Origin of the sequence: Halobacteriovorax sp. RT-2-4 (genome assembly GCF_047085445.1) — a bacterium.
Taxonomy (GTDB): Bacteria; Bdellovibrionota; Bacteriovoracia; order Bacteriovoracales; family Bacteriovoracaceae; genus Halobacteriovorax_A.
Map to the genome: position 1 here is coordinate 863690 of NZ_JBKIXY010000002.1, position 14877 is coordinate 878566.

At 35.2% G+C, this 14877-nt stretch carries 14 protein-coding genes; 2 read left to right on the top strand and 12 right to left on the bottom strand.

Features of this window, described 5'->3' with window-relative positions; all coding sequences use genetic code 11:
- From lpxB to ybeY, 11 genes are all read right to left on the bottom strand, one after another.
- Nucleotides 1–1131 carry a lipid-A-disaccharide synthase gene (lpxB, locus tag ACMAYL_RS14650; protein ID WP_103217800.1) on the bottom strand — a complete coding sequence of 377 codons (1131 nt, stop codon included), beginning with the start codon at nucleotides 1129–1131 and terminating at the stop codon, nucleotides 1–3.
- Nucleotides 1128–2075: a Gfo/Idh/MocA family protein gene (locus ACMAYL_RS14655; protein ID WP_412463419.1), complete on the bottom strand. Its 948-nt coding sequence runs from the start codon at nucleotides 2073–2075 to the stop codon at nucleotides 1128–1130. The genes lpxB and ACMAYL_RS14655 overlap by 4 nt, the downstream gene beginning before the upstream one ends.
- A gap of 12 nt (nucleotides 2076–2087) precedes the next feature.
- On the bottom strand, nucleotides 2088–2885 hold the full coding sequence (gene lpxA, locus ACMAYL_RS14660) for an acyl-ACP--UDP-N-acetylglucosamine O-acyltransferase (protein WP_103217798.1): 798 nt from the start codon (nucleotides 2883–2885) through the stop codon (nucleotides 2088–2090).
- 12 nt (nucleotides 2886–2897) lie between these two features.
- A complete protein-coding gene (locus ACMAYL_RS14665; protein ID WP_392993413.1) occupies nucleotides 2898–3377 on the bottom strand; it encodes a 3-hydroxyacyl-ACP dehydratase FabZ family protein in 480 nt (159 codons plus the stop codon).
- A gap of 13 nt (nucleotides 3378–3390) precedes the next feature.
- Nucleotides 3391–4407 carry a UDP-3-O-(3-hydroxymyristoyl)glucosamine N-acyltransferase gene (gene lpxD, locus ACMAYL_RS14670; RefSeq protein WP_412470347.1) on the bottom strand — a complete coding sequence of 339 codons (1017 nt, stop codon included), beginning with the start codon at nucleotides 4405–4407 and terminating at the stop codon, nucleotides 3391–3393.
- A 73-nt stretch (nucleotides 4408–4480) separates the two neighbouring features.
- Entirely contained in the window at nucleotides 4481–4981 is a 501-nt protein-coding gene (locus tag ACMAYL_RS14675; protein WP_103217795.1) for an OmpH family outer membrane protein, read from the bottom strand.
- A gap of 16 nt (nucleotides 4982–4997) precedes the next feature.
- Nucleotides 4998–7289 carry an outer membrane protein assembly factor BamA gene (gene bamA / locus ACMAYL_RS14680; RefSeq protein WP_103217794.1) on the bottom strand — a complete coding sequence of 764 codons (2292 nt, stop codon included), beginning with the start codon at nucleotides 7287–7289 and terminating at the stop codon, nucleotides 4998–5000.
- 126 nt (nucleotides 7290–7415) lie between these two features.
- The gene (locus ACMAYL_RS14685; protein WP_103217793.1) at nucleotides 7416–8072 is read right to left on the bottom strand and encodes an ABC transporter ATP-binding protein; all 657 of its coding nucleotides are present in this window, start codon (nucleotides 8070–8072) and stop codon (nucleotides 7416–7418) included.
- On the bottom strand, nucleotides 8073–9266 hold the full coding sequence (locus ACMAYL_RS14690) for an FtsX-like permease family protein (protein ID WP_412471285.1): 1194 nt from the start codon (nucleotides 9264–9266) through the stop codon (nucleotides 8073–8075).
- A gap of 1 nt (nucleotide 9267) precedes the next feature.
- Nucleotides 9268–10381, bottom strand: a protein-coding gene (prfB, locus tag ACMAYL_RS14695) for a peptide chain release factor 2 (RefSeq protein ID WP_392993663.1) whose coding sequence is annotated in 2 segments (ribosomal slippage) — nucleotides 9268–10308 and nucleotides 10310–10381 — 1113 coding nt in all. Because the reading frame shifts where the segments join, the coding sequence is not laid out codon by codon here.
- Between the two features lie 27 nt (nucleotides 10382–10408).
- The gene (gene ybeY, locus ACMAYL_RS14700; protein WP_392993419.1) at nucleotides 10409–10957 is read right to left on the bottom strand and encodes an rRNA maturation RNase YbeY; all 549 of its coding nucleotides are present in this window, start codon (nucleotides 10955–10957) and stop codon (nucleotides 10409–10411) included.
- Between the two features lie 72 nt (nucleotides 10958–11029).
- Here ybeY and mazG point away from each other — a divergent pair, with 72 nt between their 5' ends.
- Both mazG and coaE read left to right on the top strand, forming a co-directional pair.
- Nucleotides 11030–11836: a nucleoside triphosphate pyrophosphohydrolase gene (mazG, locus tag ACMAYL_RS14705; protein WP_158246854.1), complete on the top strand. Its 807-nt coding sequence runs from the start codon at nucleotides 11030–11032 to the stop codon at nucleotides 11834–11836.
- A gap of 2 nt (nucleotides 11837–11838) precedes the next feature.
- Nucleotides 11839–12492 carry a dephospho-CoA kinase gene (gene coaE / locus ACMAYL_RS14710; RefSeq protein ID WP_103217789.1) on the top strand — a complete coding sequence of 218 codons (654 nt, stop codon included), beginning with the start codon at nucleotides 11839–11841 and terminating at the stop codon, nucleotides 12490–12492.
- A 30-nt stretch (nucleotides 12493–12522) separates the two neighbouring features.
- Here the strand turns inward: coaE and ACMAYL_RS14715 are convergent, their stop codons facing one another.
- Entirely contained in the window at nucleotides 12523–14823 is a 2301-nt protein-coding gene (locus ACMAYL_RS14715; protein WP_103217788.1) for a hypothetical protein, read from the bottom strand.
- Between the last annotated feature and the right edge of the window lie 54 nt (nucleotides 14824–14877).

Below are 14877 nucleotides of genomic sequence, written 5' to 3' on the forward strand. Positions count from 1 at the left end.
TTATAAATAAGCACTTTTAATTTTTTCGAGAAGATATTGAGAAACCTCTATATCCTCACCTTCAGTTAAATCTCTTAGCTTTTTCAGTTCACTTAAAACAAATTCATAGCGTTTTTCATCATCGAATAAGTCTTTGGCCTTGCGAACAAGATTATATTCACTGAAGCCTTCGCCGAGTAGCTCAGGATAAACTTCATGACCTAAAATTAAATTAGGAATAGAAACGAAGCCTTTATACTTAACAATATTTTCTGCAATAAACATATTGAGCAGATTAAGATCGTATGCGATCACGCTTGGTACCCCATAAAGGGCCAAAGATAGGTTTACTGTTCCACTAGTTGCGAAAGAAAAGTCTGCTGCTTTGAGCGCCTCATCTAATTCACGATCTTCATAAATCTTATCAAATTCATTTTCAAAACGAGAAAATAGTTCTTCATCAACAGAGCTTGCTTTAACGATTGAAAGCTTAAATTTATAACTCTCTCTAAGTTTTTGGCATGCCTTAATAAATTGAGGCAACATGAATTCAATTTCAAAGCGACGACTTCCAGGCAGAAGTAAAATATTAAACTCTCCATTCTTAAAATCGACATTGGTTCTTTGGAAATTTTCCAACAGAGGTTTTGTCTTCTTAAGTAGTGGATGTTCAATTGTTATGGCCTTACTTACTCCACGATCCATAAACCACTTTTTTTCAAATGGTAAAATACAGAATAGTGTATCAACAGAAGCTTGAAGATATTTTGTTCGCCACTCTTTCCATACCCATGCTTGAGGCGCAACATAGTAGAGAACTTTGACACCTAGCTTCTCAAGCTTCATGGCCAACTTAAGATTAAATGTCTGAAAATCAATTAAGATAGCAACTTTAGTTCCACGCTTTTTAACTTCATCAATGATGTGATTGTAAGCACCGTAGTAAAATGGAACCTTTTTAACTGCTTCTGTAATTCCCCAAGTGGAAAAATCTTTTAAATCGTAAAGAAGTTCGACTCCTTGCTCTTTCATAAGCTCTCCCCCTACTCCAAAGAATTGAGTATCAGGAGCTCCCTTTGTAAGAGTCTCAAGGAATGTCATTGCATGTTCTTCACCAGATTTTTCACCGGCAATAATTAAGCAGCTTTTCAATTAAGTTCAACCTCAATGTTTTTCTCGAGTGATTCATTAACTGCAGCAATTAACTCCATTGCAGCAATTCCATCATCAATCGTTACAAATTCTTTCGTATTATTTAAAATTGAATTATAGAAACGTTCTTGTTCAATTAGTAAGTGATCTCTTTTTTCGTAATCAAATTCATTAATTACTTGCTCTTCTCCAGCTTTAATATCAGTCGAATAAGATGCCTTATTATTTAAAAGATCAACTCTAAGGATTCCCTTAGCAGAGTTAATCTGAACGCTTCTTTCAGTCTTTACATCATTTCTTGAATTTTCAATTGTAACAAGACGATCACCATAGCTAAGTAGAGCTTTAACGTGATCAAACTTATCAGTGAGAACTTTCATTCCATATGCTCTAATCGATTTAGGTTTTCCAAATAGCATAAGGGCCAAGTCAAGGTCGTGAATCATTAGATCTTCAACAACTCCAACATCTGCGGCCCTTCCCTTAAATGGAGAATTTCTTACAATTGTAGCAACACTAGAGTTTGCAGTAATGTCTTTAAACTCTTCAAGACGCTCCCAAACTTGATGGCATCTTTCACTATGTCCAACCTGTAACTTAACACCCTTTTCAGAAGCAATAATCTTCAAGTCTTTTGCTTCTTCAACCGTTACCGTAACCGGCTTTTCACAAAAAACATGCTTACCTTCTTGTAATAAGAATTTAGCAATTTCAAAATGAAAGCTTGTTGGTGTAGCAATAACTGCAGCATCAATTTCTCCAATAACTTCTTTGATATCAGATACAACTTTGATGTCAGGATATTTTTCTTTTGCTTTTTCTTGGTTAGCGGCAAATGGTTCAACAATGGCAATCAATTCACAATTATCTAAGTTGTATGCTTTTTGAGCATGCCATTGGCCTAAGTGTCCATAACCGATTGAAGCAACTTTTACTTTAGACATAATTTATTCCTATTAGCTTAAAAACGGAGCAATACCCATTTTTGTCGTTACAATATGCTCTTTAATGCGCTCGATGATTTCATTATTTGCATATGGCTTCATTAGCTCTTCAGTCTCAACGAAAGTACGTGGTGAGTATGTTGAAGCTTCCATATCACGGAAGAAATCAACAATTTCAGAAATAGCATTTCTTTCAACACCTGCACGACGAAGACCAATAATATTAATCCCACGTAGCTTTGCACGGTTACCATAAGCAGTACAATATAGTGGAATATCTTTATCAATAGCTGAAGCACCACCGATATATGCACCTTCAGCAACTTTTACAAATTGAGAAATATTTGTACCACCACCAATGATAACTTTATTACCAACCTTCACGTGACCTGCAAGGTTTGTTGAGTTTGCCATAATAACACGATCACCAACAACAACATCGTGACCTAGGTGAACTTTGGCCATCAGTAGACAATTACTTCCAAGAGTCGTTTTTTCACGATCTTTCATTGTTCCTCTGTGAATTGAAACGTACTCACGTAAAACGTTATCATTTCCAATTTCAACAGAAGTAGCATGCTCTTCTTTGTATGTTAGATCTTGTGGCTCTTCACCAATTGAACAAAATTGATAAATCTTATTATTATTACCAATTGTTGTATGACCATTAATGATTACGTGATTGCGAATATCACAATTAGTTCCAATTTTTACATTTGGACCAATAATGCAATACGCACCAACAGTTGTTCCCTCTCCAATTTCAGCTGACTCGTGAATAATTGCAGTTGGGTGAAATCTCTCGCTCATGGAGGCTCCTTCTTAATTTTCTTTTACTTTAAAAGATGCAAGAACCTGACACTGGCTTACTAAGTCGCCTTCGTGATAGATTTTGCAATCATTTTGTAAGAAACCAGTACGCATTTTTGTACATACAGTTTCAATATCTAATTTCATTCCAGGATGAACTGGTTTTCTAAATTTTGCGCCTTCAATTGATAATAGCGCAACTTCAAATTCACCTTCTTCTAAATTTTTGTAATAAAGCTTTAATTGAAATGAAGTAAATTGTGCCATCATTTCTACTTGAACAACACCTGGAAGAATTGGATTTCCAGGAAAGTGTCCTGCAAAAATAGGGTGATCTTCACGAGTTGTATAATGTCCTTTTACAACTGCTCCAACTAGATCTTTTAATTCGTTTACCTCACCTACTGCTTCTACACTTGTGATTTCATCAACAAATAAGAATGGCTCGCGATGAGGGAGAATTTGCATTACTTGTTCTTTGTTTAATTGCATACATTACCTTCCGTTAAATATTCTTTCGTAAAAAAGCAATTCCTCGTAAAAATTCACGCATAGGTCTTGCTGGGTATCCACCAACGATTTCCTTCGGCTTCACGTTTCCAATAGCAACCGATCCTCCTGCAAGTTGAGCGGCCATACCAACTTCTAAGTTGTCTGCAACAGCTGCTTTTCCTCCAAGAACGGCATAATCTCCAATCTTTGTACTTCCACCAAGTCCGGCCTGTCCGCAGAGAATAACTCCGTTTCCAACCTTAACATTGTGAGCAACTTGAACAAGATTATCAATTTTTACGCCACTACCTATACGTGTTGGAGAGAATGTTCCTTGGTCAATTGAAGTATTTGAACCAATTTCAACATCATCACCAATTTCAACTCCACCAAAGTGCCAAATCTTATGATGAACACCTTGATGAAAGTTATAACCGAATCCATCACTACCTATAGTCGTACCAGAGTGAATTCGACAATTTTTTCCAATGACAGTTTGAGGATAAATTGTCACGTTTGGATAAATTGTACAATTCTCGGCAATTTTAACATTTGGTAAAATCACGCAGCCAGGCATGATTATACAATCAGCTGCGATTTCGACACCCTCTCCAACAAAAACATTTTCAGCAATTTTTACTGAAGGATGAATTGAGGCCAAGCTACTTTTACGGCCATCAAGATCGTAATTTAAGCTCCCAAGTTTTTCGTCGAAAAATAATTTAGATGCTTTCGTAATTGAGATAGGTATATTTGAAGAAGTAAGTAACACTATCGAATTATTTTCTAGTTCTTTCTTTTCAGAGTCATCAAGCGATTCAAAAAGATTTGTATCAATAATTAGTGCTAAATTATCTCCAGCGCCAGCATCTCTATATTTAGCTAGAAATTTTTTAGCACCAATGAAGAGAATTTTTTCTTCAATAATTTCTTCTATCGACGAAATCCCAGAAACAGAGTACTCAAGATTTCCAGATAGAAAACTCATATCGCTATCGTTTTCGATAATATTTTTAATCAGAATGGACATTTTATCCCCTCCTTTAAAACGACAAAAGGGAATACCTTCGTATTCCCTTCATGAGTCTATTTTTATTAGCAATTTACTTATGTTTGTTATCGTAAGCTTTAATTACATCTTCAGTAATGTCAGTAACTTTATTGATGTAAAGAATTGGAGTTGTCGAAGTCTCATAAGTCCAATCAAGACCTTTCTTCTTTGATACTTCTTCAACAACAGTTTTAATTTTATTTAAAATTGGTCCTTTTGCACTTTGTTCCATTTTTGCAAGCTCACCTTGGTACTGTTGCATTTTCTGTTGGAAACCAAAGAACTTCTTCTGTAGTTCTTGACCTTTTTGTTGCTTAGTTTTTTCATTCATAACAAGAGCTTGTTTTTCAAACTTCTCTTTTTCTTTTACTAGAGCTTCTTCTTCTTTCTTAAGCTCAGCTTGCTTCTTATCGATTTCTTTTTGCAGTTTATCCTTAATCTTTTTAGACTCTTTAACTGTTAAAAGAACTTTTTGAACATCAACACGTCCGATATTCATTGCAGATGCTGTTAATGAAGAGAAAAGTAATCCAATTACTAATAAATTTTTCATATCGTCTCCTTACGAATTAAAATAATTGTCCAATATCAAAGTGGAATTTTGTTCCCGCATTCATATCTGGGTCAGGGTTAATAGGAATACCCCACTCAAATCTTAGAACACCAATTGGTGAGAACCAACGGAAACCAAAACCATAATCCATATATATCTTATCGATATCTTCTAGCCTTTTGGCCGTACCTGCATCAAAGAAAGTAACAAATTTAAGGCCTGCTTCTTTGGCAAGTGGGTGCTCAAGCTCCAGTGTTGTAAACACAGTGAACGGGGCACCTGTATTAAATGTTTCAGTAACATTAGGAGTTCCTGGGTCATTATCATCATCATAAGTAACAGTCTCTTTTGGACCAATATCTTCAATGTCATAACCACGTAAGTTTCTCGCACCACCTAATGAGAATTTCTCATTTCTTGGTACAGGAACACCTTTATCTTCAATTTTCCCAGTGTAGAATCGACTTCTAAAAACTAGCTCTTTCCATACCGGATAGAAATAACGTACATCAATTTCATTCTTCCACCATTCTTTATCACCACCAAGTCCTGCATACTCAGTAGCAAGGTTCCAGTAGTAACCATCAGTAGGCTCAAAACGGTTATTTCTCTTATCCTTTACAACAGCAAGACGAACTGAAGAAGTCACACCATCTTCGTTCTCATCGACTGTTGGATCTTTAATATCTGTAAGCTCAGTTTCTTCAAGTTTATATGTTGTATATAGCCTTGTGTATTCGAAGATAGGATAACCAATACGGGCCGCAAAACCATGCTTCTTATAATCGTATGAATCAAGTTGAGTATCAACTGTTCTAAACACCTCTCCACCTAGAGTCCATTTCGAATCCATAAAGTATGGTTCAGTAAATGATAGAGAGAAGTTTTGTTGCTCTTTTGCAATATTTGTTGAGAACGATAATTGTTGTCCTAAACCTCTAAAGTTGTTTTGAGAAATAGAAGCTTGAAAGAAACCACCTGTTGCCGTTGAGTAACCAGCACCAAGAGAAATTTGTCCTGTACTCTTTTCTTTAACACTAATCTCAACATCAAGAATATCGTCTTGTCCCGGAGATGAAACAGTATTGAAGATAACGCTACCTGGTTCAAAGAAACCAAGACGATTAACATTTTCTTTTGACTCACGAAGACCTGAACCAGAATACTTCCCACCTTCATGAATTTTAAGCTCACGACGAATTACTTTATCACGAGTTTTAGTATTTCCAGTTACAGAGATGCGACCAAACTTCGCAAGCTTCCCTTTTTCAAATGAGTACTGAATATCAACTCTATTTTCACCAGGTACTAGTTGGATATTTCTGATAACGTTGGCAAAGGCATAACCAAGGTCTTGGTATGACTCAGTAAGAGTTTGAATATCACGTCTTAAAAGCTCTTCTGAATAAACTTCTCCGGCCTTAAGTTTTGTTTTTTCTCTAAGTTCATCTTCAGTAAAGAGAAGCTCACCTTGGAAGTAAACATCACGAACATCAAATTTAGGACCTTCTTTAATCTTAACAGTAATGAATACCCATTTCTTATCTTCTGAAACTGTTACTTCAGGGACAGCAACGTTGACCTGAAGATAACCTTTAGTCGAATAGAAATACTTAATTCTTTCAATATCTGTTTTAAAATTTAGTTCTTTAAAGTTTCCTGAACCAGAAAGGAATGAAAATAGACTCTCCTCTCTTGTCTCCATAATTGACTTAACTTCTTCTTCTGCAAAAGCAGTTAGACCTAAGAAAGTCACTTTCTTAACTCGAACCTTATCGTACTCACTGATTTTATAAACTAAGTGAACATTCTCTTTGTCGACATGTCTAATTTCATACGAAACATTGGCCAGGTAGAAGCCCTTTTCTTCGTAGGTCTTCTCCATTTGGCGAACATCAGCTTGAATTGAGTTAATGTCTAGGATTGAGTATTCTCTTGTCTTTAAGTTTTCACTTAAGTCGTCTTTATCGACTTCATCATTTCCACTAAAAACGATCTTAGCAATGATAGGCTTTTCAACAACTTGAAAGATTAGCTTATTGCCATCCTGATGAGCCTCTACGGACTCAAAGTACTTGAGGTTATAAATTGTTTTAATGTCATCAAATAGAATTTCATTTGTAAGAGTAAGGCCAGCGCGAGAACGTAGCTTATCAAGAACAGCTTCTTTCTCTACCTTCTTTAAACCTTGAACTTCAACACTTGAGATTTTAAACAGACGAACACGTGGTCCAATTTCACTTGCTTGAATACTTAAGGTAATTGAAAAAACAATTATATATATAAAACTCTTCCAAGAGTTAATCATCTAGTCTCCGTGATCTCACGATCCTGTCATGTGTGTGCAGACAAAAAATACTTGAGTAAAAAAATATCAATAATCTTACAAAGTTACAAAAAGAAAAACGAACATCCTGCACAAAAAAGTGATGTATTAATGCAGGATTCCATCGATCATCGTATGAACACGACTAAACTTACGAGACATTTCCTCGTCATGCGTTACAACAAGAAGAGTTGTTCCAAGCTCTCTTGATAATTCGAAGATAAGATCAGCAACAATTTTTGAATTCTTAGAGTCGAGATTACCTGTCGGCTCATCGCACAGTAAAAGCTTTGGACGCAGTGATAGAGCGCGTATAAGATTGATACGCTGCTGCTGCCCACCAGAGATCTCATATGGGTAGCGCTTAAGACACTCAGATACACCTAAAGTCTTGGCCAGAGAGAGAATATACTTCTTTACCTTTGACACATCATGTCCACCTAAGCGGGCCGGAAGAAGAATATTTTCAAGACATGTTAGAGATGAAAGTAAAAAGTGAAATTGGAAAACAAATCCTATTTTGGAATTACGATAATTTGCTAACTTCGCATCATTCATTTGACCAATATTCAAGTTATCAACTGTAATTTGACCTGAAGTAATATTCTCAAGTCCCCCAATAAGATACAAAAGAGTTGATTTACCACACCCCGATGATCCCTTAATTACACATTGTTCACCTTGTGAAAGTTCAAGATCAACCCCTTTTAGGATATGAGAATTTCCAAAGTCTTTGTAAACATTCGATACATTTAAAACTGCCATTTACGAAAACTCCTCTCTAAGGCCTTGGGCCATTGATTTTGAATCTAATCTCTTAAGAACTACAAAGGTTAAGAATATAATAAAGATAAATGAAATTAATCCAACAATAAAAATATCTCTTAGGGATAAGAATAGCTCAATTCGATTTAGGTGATAAACATCTGTTGGAAGAGAAAAAATATCAAGAGTTGATAGAAGATAATCAAAAATCTCTACGCAAACGAGAGAGCCTAAAAATGCAATAAGCCAAATCCCGATATTCTGAACCATCCAAAGTGTTCTAAATTTCTTAGGAGAAAGTCCAATAGCATATAGTAAAAAGATTTCTTGTGACCTTCTCTCTTTTGAAAATATGATAAAAGCTAAACAGTTAAAGATAGCTAAGATAACAACAATTGAGAAAACAATCGAAATCATATATTTTTCAAATTCAACGGCCTTTAAGAAAGTTGCAAAATCGCTCCAATAAGGTGCGATAGTATATTCATAGTAGAAGACACTTTTCATATCAGCTACAACTTCATTGATCTTCGAAAGACTTCGATACTCAGGTTTGAGCCTTAGGCTCATTAAGTTAATACGATCCTTAACTCCCAAAAGAGTTTGAATCTTTTTTAAGTTCACATAAACAAAACGATTTCGATATTCGTGAATTTTAAAAGTTTTAATATCTTTTACTTTTAAAACCGCATTTGTTGGAAGATATCGCTCACCTAATTTACCCGCCGAAAAACTGAACTTTAAAGTATCTCCCACTTTAACCTTTAAATCTTGTGCAAGAAGGTCACCAATTATAACTTCATTTTCGCCAGGCTCAACTAGACCATTATCGAGTTGATTAATCTTATCATTAACACCAACGACAAAGACGGCCTTTCCCTTCTCATCTTTATTTACAAATGATTGTGTACGAAGCATTGGAATTTTAGTTTGAATTGGAAAGTTATCAAGATCCTTTTGTTCATTTTCATTTAACTCAAAGAATCCATTCGTTGCCGTAAGAATAATCTCACCACTTCCTGCATTGAGGGATTTCTTAAGAGTTACCCCAAAGCCATCCATCAGGGCCAAACTACAAAGAATAACGGCAAGAGAAAACATAAGGCCTATAATTGTGGCCGTAATAAAATAACGTGACGATCGATCACGAAAAAAAAGTAATTGAAAATCTTTAAATAGATAGAAAAAACTCAAATTACTCTTCCTTCATCCCATCAACTGACCATCTTAAATATGCATCCATAAAACCATCGATATCACCATCTAAAACTTTTTCAGCTTGTGATGATTCATAGTTAGTTCTGTGATCTTTAACCATTTTATAAGGATGTAGAACGTAAGAGCGAATCTGTGCCCCCCATCCAATCTCTTTCTTATTAGCTTCTTCTTCAGCGGCCGCTGCTCTTTGCTTTTCTAGCTCTAACTCATATAAACGAGACTTAAGAACTTTCATGGCCTGAATTTTATTTTGCAGCTGTGACCTTTCATTTTGACAAGTTACAACAAGACCAGTTGGAAAGTGTGTAATTCTAACGGCCGAATCAGTTGTATTTACTGACTGTCCACCTGCACCACCAGAGCGGTAAACATCAATACGAATATCTTTATCTAAAACTTCAATTTCAATATCGTCATCGACTTCTGGTGAAACAAAAATTGAAGCAAAAGAAGTATGTCTACGATTAGCTGAATCAAATGGTGAAATACGCACAAGACGATGTACGCCTGTTTCAGATTTAAGATTTCCGTAAGCGTAATTGCCTTCAATTAACATCGTTGCTGATTTGATCCCTGCACTATCACCATCTTGAACATCAAGAAGTTGAACCTTAAACTTTTTATGTTCGGCCCATCTCTTTACCATTCTAAATAGCATACTTGCCCAATCGCAAGATTCGGTACCACCGGCACCAGCATTTATACTAACAATCGCATTATTTGGGTCAGCATCATCAGAGAGTAGAACTTTTAATTCCGCTTTATTGAAAGCTTCGACGAATTCATCTGAAATCTCAATCGCACCTGTAGCAGATTCTTCATCACCTTCAGCAGCGTATTCATTTAAAATTTCAAATTCATCATATAGATCTTTTAATTTTGTATAAGTATTAACGACATCTTCTAAAAGGTTTTTTTCCTTTTGTACTTTGGCAGCATTTTGATTGTCGTCCCAGAAGCCAGGCATGGCCTCCATATCTTGAATTTCACCTATGCGTGCTGACTTTTGGTCAACATCAAAGTGACCTCCTTAGACTTGCAAGCTTCTCATCATAACTTACCATTAGTGATTTTTTTTCACCAAGGGCAATGCGAATACTTTCTTCCATTTTTAATTCCTATTTTTTTTGCCTAGATTTTTTAATTTTCATTAGAATCTCTTTTTCAAGAGCTTCCATAATTTCTTCTTCCTCTTGTGAGATTTCATGGTCATATCCTAACAAATGAAGAAGTCCGTGACAAAATAAGTGAATAACTTCTTGCTCTAACTCGATATCAAATTCGCGAGCCTGTTTTGCGGCAACATTTCGACTAATAATGATATCCCCAAGCATTACTGGACCAGGAAGAACGAAATCCGTACTGTCTGGACGAAGACTTTCATACATTGGAAACGAAAGAACGTCTGTTGTTTTATCTTTACCGCGATGTTCGCGATTGATCTGTTTCATACGAGAGTCGCCACAAAAGTGAAGATCAACTTCAATCTCCTCGTGAACTTTCTTGTCTAAACAAGTGTTCTTTGAATAAAGGAAATTACTTAAGACAATAAGCGAATCCTTTAACATATTTTCGCAGGCCTTAAGTCCCCAATCAGCTCTAGAATTGTCAGCTAAGTTAACAATAAGTCTTGATTTGTTTACTTGAATAGTTGCGCTATGGGCCATTATTTCCAATCTCTTTTTAAGGGTGTATTATTCTGTCTTAGGTTACATAGATTATATTACCAAGGCGAAGTTATGTCACTAAGCGAAATGGAAAGATTAAGAGAAGTTGTTGCAAAGTTAAGAGATCCTAAAGACGGTTGTCCATGGGATCTAGAGCAGACTCACAAGTCACTTCTAAAATATTTGATGGAAGAATCTTATGAGTTCATGCATGCAGTGGAAGACGGTGACTATCGTAAGATGGAAGATGAATTAGGTGATGTTCTTTTACAAGTAGTCCTTCACTCTCAGTTAGCAAGTGAGAAATCAAAATTTGATCTCAACTCTGTGGCCAAAACAATCGCAGATAAAATGGTAAGACGACACCCTCATGTTTTTACAGATAATAAGGCAAAAGACGTTGCCGAAATTAAACAACGCTGGGAAGAAATAAAGAAAGCTGAAAAAGCAAACGAAGAAAGCCTTAAAAAATATGAAATTTGTAATGAACTTCTCTCTTTTCCGGCCCTTACAAGTGCTGCAAAAATTGGAAAGAAAACAAATAAAATAAACTTTGACTGGGAAGATTACACACAAGTAATGTATAAAGTCGAAGAGGAGTGGCAGGAGCTAAAAGAAGAAATCACTCCAGGACGTGAGCTTAATAAAGAAAGAGTTCAAGAAGAAATGGGAGATCTTTTATTTTCAGTTGCACAGCTTGCAAGACATCTCGATCTTGATCCAGAGATCACACTGCGAGAAGCAAACTTAAAATTTAAAAGAAGATTCAATCAACTTGAAGACATTGCTAAAGAAGAAGGCATTGTTATTCGTGAAAGCTCTCAGGACGAACTTGAAACCCTTTGGTCTCGCGTAAAAGAAAAAGAAAAAAGTAACTAATTATGAAAGCATCACCAATTAAACTTAAAAAAGAATTTATCACTTTGAAGAAAGATAAACGTCTATACCAAATGCCTTGTCCAGTTGTTGGACTAACAGGAGGTATTTCTACCGGAAAATCGACGGTGTCAAAAATACTACGTGATAAAGGATTCCCTATTATCGATGCAGATGCTCTTGTAAAAGAAGTTTATAAAACAAAAGAATCAATCGATCATTTGAAGAAGTACTATTCACGTGTTGTAGAAGAAGACAATTCAATCAATTTCAAACTTCTTCGTGAGTACTTTTTTCAAGATATTCAAATTCAAAATGATATTGAAAGTTTAATTTATCGCCAACTTCCTGAAGCTTTCTTAAAAGCATTCAAAGATCTTGGTTCACCAAAAGTTGTCATTTACGACGTGCCTCTCCTATATGAGAAGAATCTTGATTCTTTTATTGATCATAAGGCCGTTGTTTATTGCCCAAGAGCAAAGCAGGTAGAGCGCCTTATGGCCCGTGACGGAATTGAAAAAGATTTGGCCTGTAAAATTCTAGCAAAACAAATCGATATTGAAGAAAAAGCAAAACTTGCTGACACAGTCATCGATAACTCAGGAAAACCTGAAGATTTGAATTTAAATATGTTTCTTGATCACTTTGATATGCATTAAAAAAGGCTCCCTACGGAGCCTTTTTTATTTCTAAATAATTGGATTATTGTCAGCGACAGTATGTTCAATCTCGCCGTTTTGAGTGCGAAGATTCTGAAAACTTCCATAAAGCCCACGAAGTGAAGAAATTAATTGCTCATCTTCTTCTTGAGCAAAACGAGAAAGATGCTGAGTTTGTGTTGCAACTTCATTAATCTCATTTCTGATTGCCTTAAACGTATCTTTTATAACTCCAACATCTGGAACTTCTTTACTGTCCATAATGATTTGTACTTTAGAAAGACCAACATCAAGCTGAGTCGATACTTTAGAGAAACTTCCAAGAGTTGAATTGAACTCTCTTAGTTCTCCTGCAAACTTTCCAACAGTTGTTTCACTTGCAACCCCACGTTGAATTTGATCGATAATTTGAGAACTTCTTGCTCTAAATAATTCAACTTGTGACTTAAGAGATTTAAATTGATCACGAGATCTCACAAGTCCTGCATATGCTGCTTTATTCTCATTAATAATCTCTACAATCTCACTTGAGCGAGTTGCTAATTCTATTTCCTCATCAAATAAACGATTCGTCATCTCAATCATATAACGATTCATTTCCTCAAACTTTGCTCTCATCTCAACTACAGAGACGATTTTGTCTTTAGCAATTTTGAATTTATTGATCGCATCTTTTTGAAGATCTTTTTGACCTTCAAAAATAATTCTTACATCATCAATAATTTTATATTGTTCAAAAAGATTATTTTCTAAAAGTTCAATCTCTTTTAAAAATGAAGCTTTTTGCATTAAGAAGTGATCGTTAACTTTTGTGAATTTCTCATAAACGTTATCAATTCCAGCAGCAGAGAAGTCTTGCTGTAATTTTTCTCTTAGTTCTCCATTAAACTTATCTTCAACTAGAGCATCTAGAGACTTCCAAACAGGAGACACTACCGACTTCATTTGATTTGATAGAGTTTCCTCTAAACTTCTCAATGGATAGAAAATAACCATAATTCTTTTTTGATCAGCATATTCAACAGGTGAAACGTACATTTCAAAAGGTGCAGCTTCGCTAGAATTTTCTGTTTTTACCTGAATTTGATAAATTCCAGCAATACCATCTCTTACTGCACTAATAACAGGATCATTCTCACCAAGATTTGTAAAAGTACTTAGATAATCCCATGTGATACTCATATCTTTTTTAGCGCTATCGATACTCCAGTGCTCATAGAATAGCGAGTTTGCCCAAACAGCATTTAGATTTGAATCCAGAAGTAGAGATGAAAATGGCATAGCATCTTGAAAGATCGATCCAAAACTCATTCTCTTGTGAATATAACCGCGATATTTTTCAATTTCTTCTTTAAATGGATGTGTCCAATCACCTTTCAGACTTGCTTTAACTGGGATAACACCATCTTTAATTAAATCAAGAGAAGTAATTTCTAATAATTTCTTCGCTCTTTTTTCAGAATAAAAGTACATAAAGATTCCACCAGCAAACATTGCAATAAGAATCCCAACAATAGCAATTAATCCATAAAGAGTTGTTTTAGAAGTTTGGTTAAGTTCAATTTTTTGATATGTAAGCTTTGGCCCAAACTTCTCACTCCATGCAAGATAACTTTCATTCGTTGTTTTCCAAATGCTATCGAAGTCACGTAGTGTATTTAATGATTTTTCTAATAGATTTAATTCAGTTCTAAGTGTTCCAAGGCGAACAACAATTAAGTTCTTATCTTCATCAGAAAGAACAGACTTCATTGTAACCTTTTCCATATAGTCTACATCTGCAACGATTGATTCGTGTAAACGCTTTAAATTTCCATAACTATAAAAGTTGGAGCTTTTTGTCGTACCTACAGAAATTTTAGTTTTAATTTTATTTGAAACTCTTGTTAGTGTTCTCCACTGATTATGTACAACAAAATTTTGGAAGCCAATCATCTTTGTTCTTAAAACATTAATCAGTGTCGATTTATTTGCAGAAGTCGTAATATCATCAAGTTTCTTTCTTAGTTCACTTAAGTTACCACTTAGTGTTTCATATTCAGCAATAGTTACGATTTCATTTAAACTTTTAATTGAATTTTCAAATTGATCAAACTCTGAAGTCGCCTCTTTTGAACGATCAACTCTTACCAATTCTTTTATATCTTGAAGTGTATTTGAATTTTTAACTTCATCAAATTTAGATGTCGATTCATATACCATCGTCATTCGGTCAAAGTTGGCCGGGCCATTCTTCCAAAAGGACCAAACTCCAAATGAAACAAGAGCTGTCGTTAGAACAAGAGAAACAGAGAAATAGATAAACAACGGCTTACTGAAACGAAGCTTCATTATAGGTCTCCTAAATGTCGGAATGGGAAAATCACTTCCATATGTTAACGGTCC

Coding starts and splice junctions, on each gene's coding strand:
- ACMAYL_RS14655 (WP_412463419.1), bottom strand. CDS start 2,075: ATGTCTAAAGTAAAAGTTGCTTCAATCGGTTATGGACACTTAGGCCAA.
- lpxA (WP_103217798.1), bottom strand. CDS start 2,885: ATGAGCGAGAGATTTCACCCAACTGCAATTATTCACGAGTCAGCTGAA.
- ACMAYL_RS14665 (WP_392993413.1), bottom strand. CDS start 3,377: ATGCAATTAAACAAAGAACAAGTAATGCAAATTCTCCCTCATCGCGAG.
- lpxD (WP_412470347.1), bottom strand. CDS start 4,407: ATGTCCATTCTGATTAAAAATATTATCGAAAACGATAGCGATATGAGT.
- ACMAYL_RS14675 (WP_103217795.1), bottom strand. CDS start 4,981: ATGAAAAATTTATTAGTAATTGGATTACTTTTCTCTTCATTAACAGCA.
- bamA (WP_103217794.1), bottom strand. CDS start 7,289: ATGATTAACTCTTGGAAGAGTTTTATATATATAATTGTTTTTTCAATT.
- ACMAYL_RS14685 (WP_103217793.1), bottom strand. CDS start 8,072: ATGGCAGTTTTAAATGTATCGAATGTTTACAAAGACTTTGGAAATTCT.
- ybeY (WP_392993419.1), bottom strand. CDS start 10,957: ATGGCCCATAGCGCAACTATTCAAGTAAACAAATCAAGACTTATTGTT.
- mazG (WP_158246854.1), top strand. CDS start 11,030: ATGTCACTAAGCGAAATGGAAAGATTAAGAGAAGTTGTTGCAAAGTTA.
- coaE (WP_103217789.1), top strand. CDS start 11,839: ATGAAAGCATCACCAATTAAACTTAAAAAAGAATTTATCACTTTGAAG.
- ACMAYL_RS14715 (WP_103217788.1), bottom strand. CDS start 14,823: ATGAAGCTTCGTTTCAGTAAGCCGTTGTTTATCTATTTCTCTGTTTCT.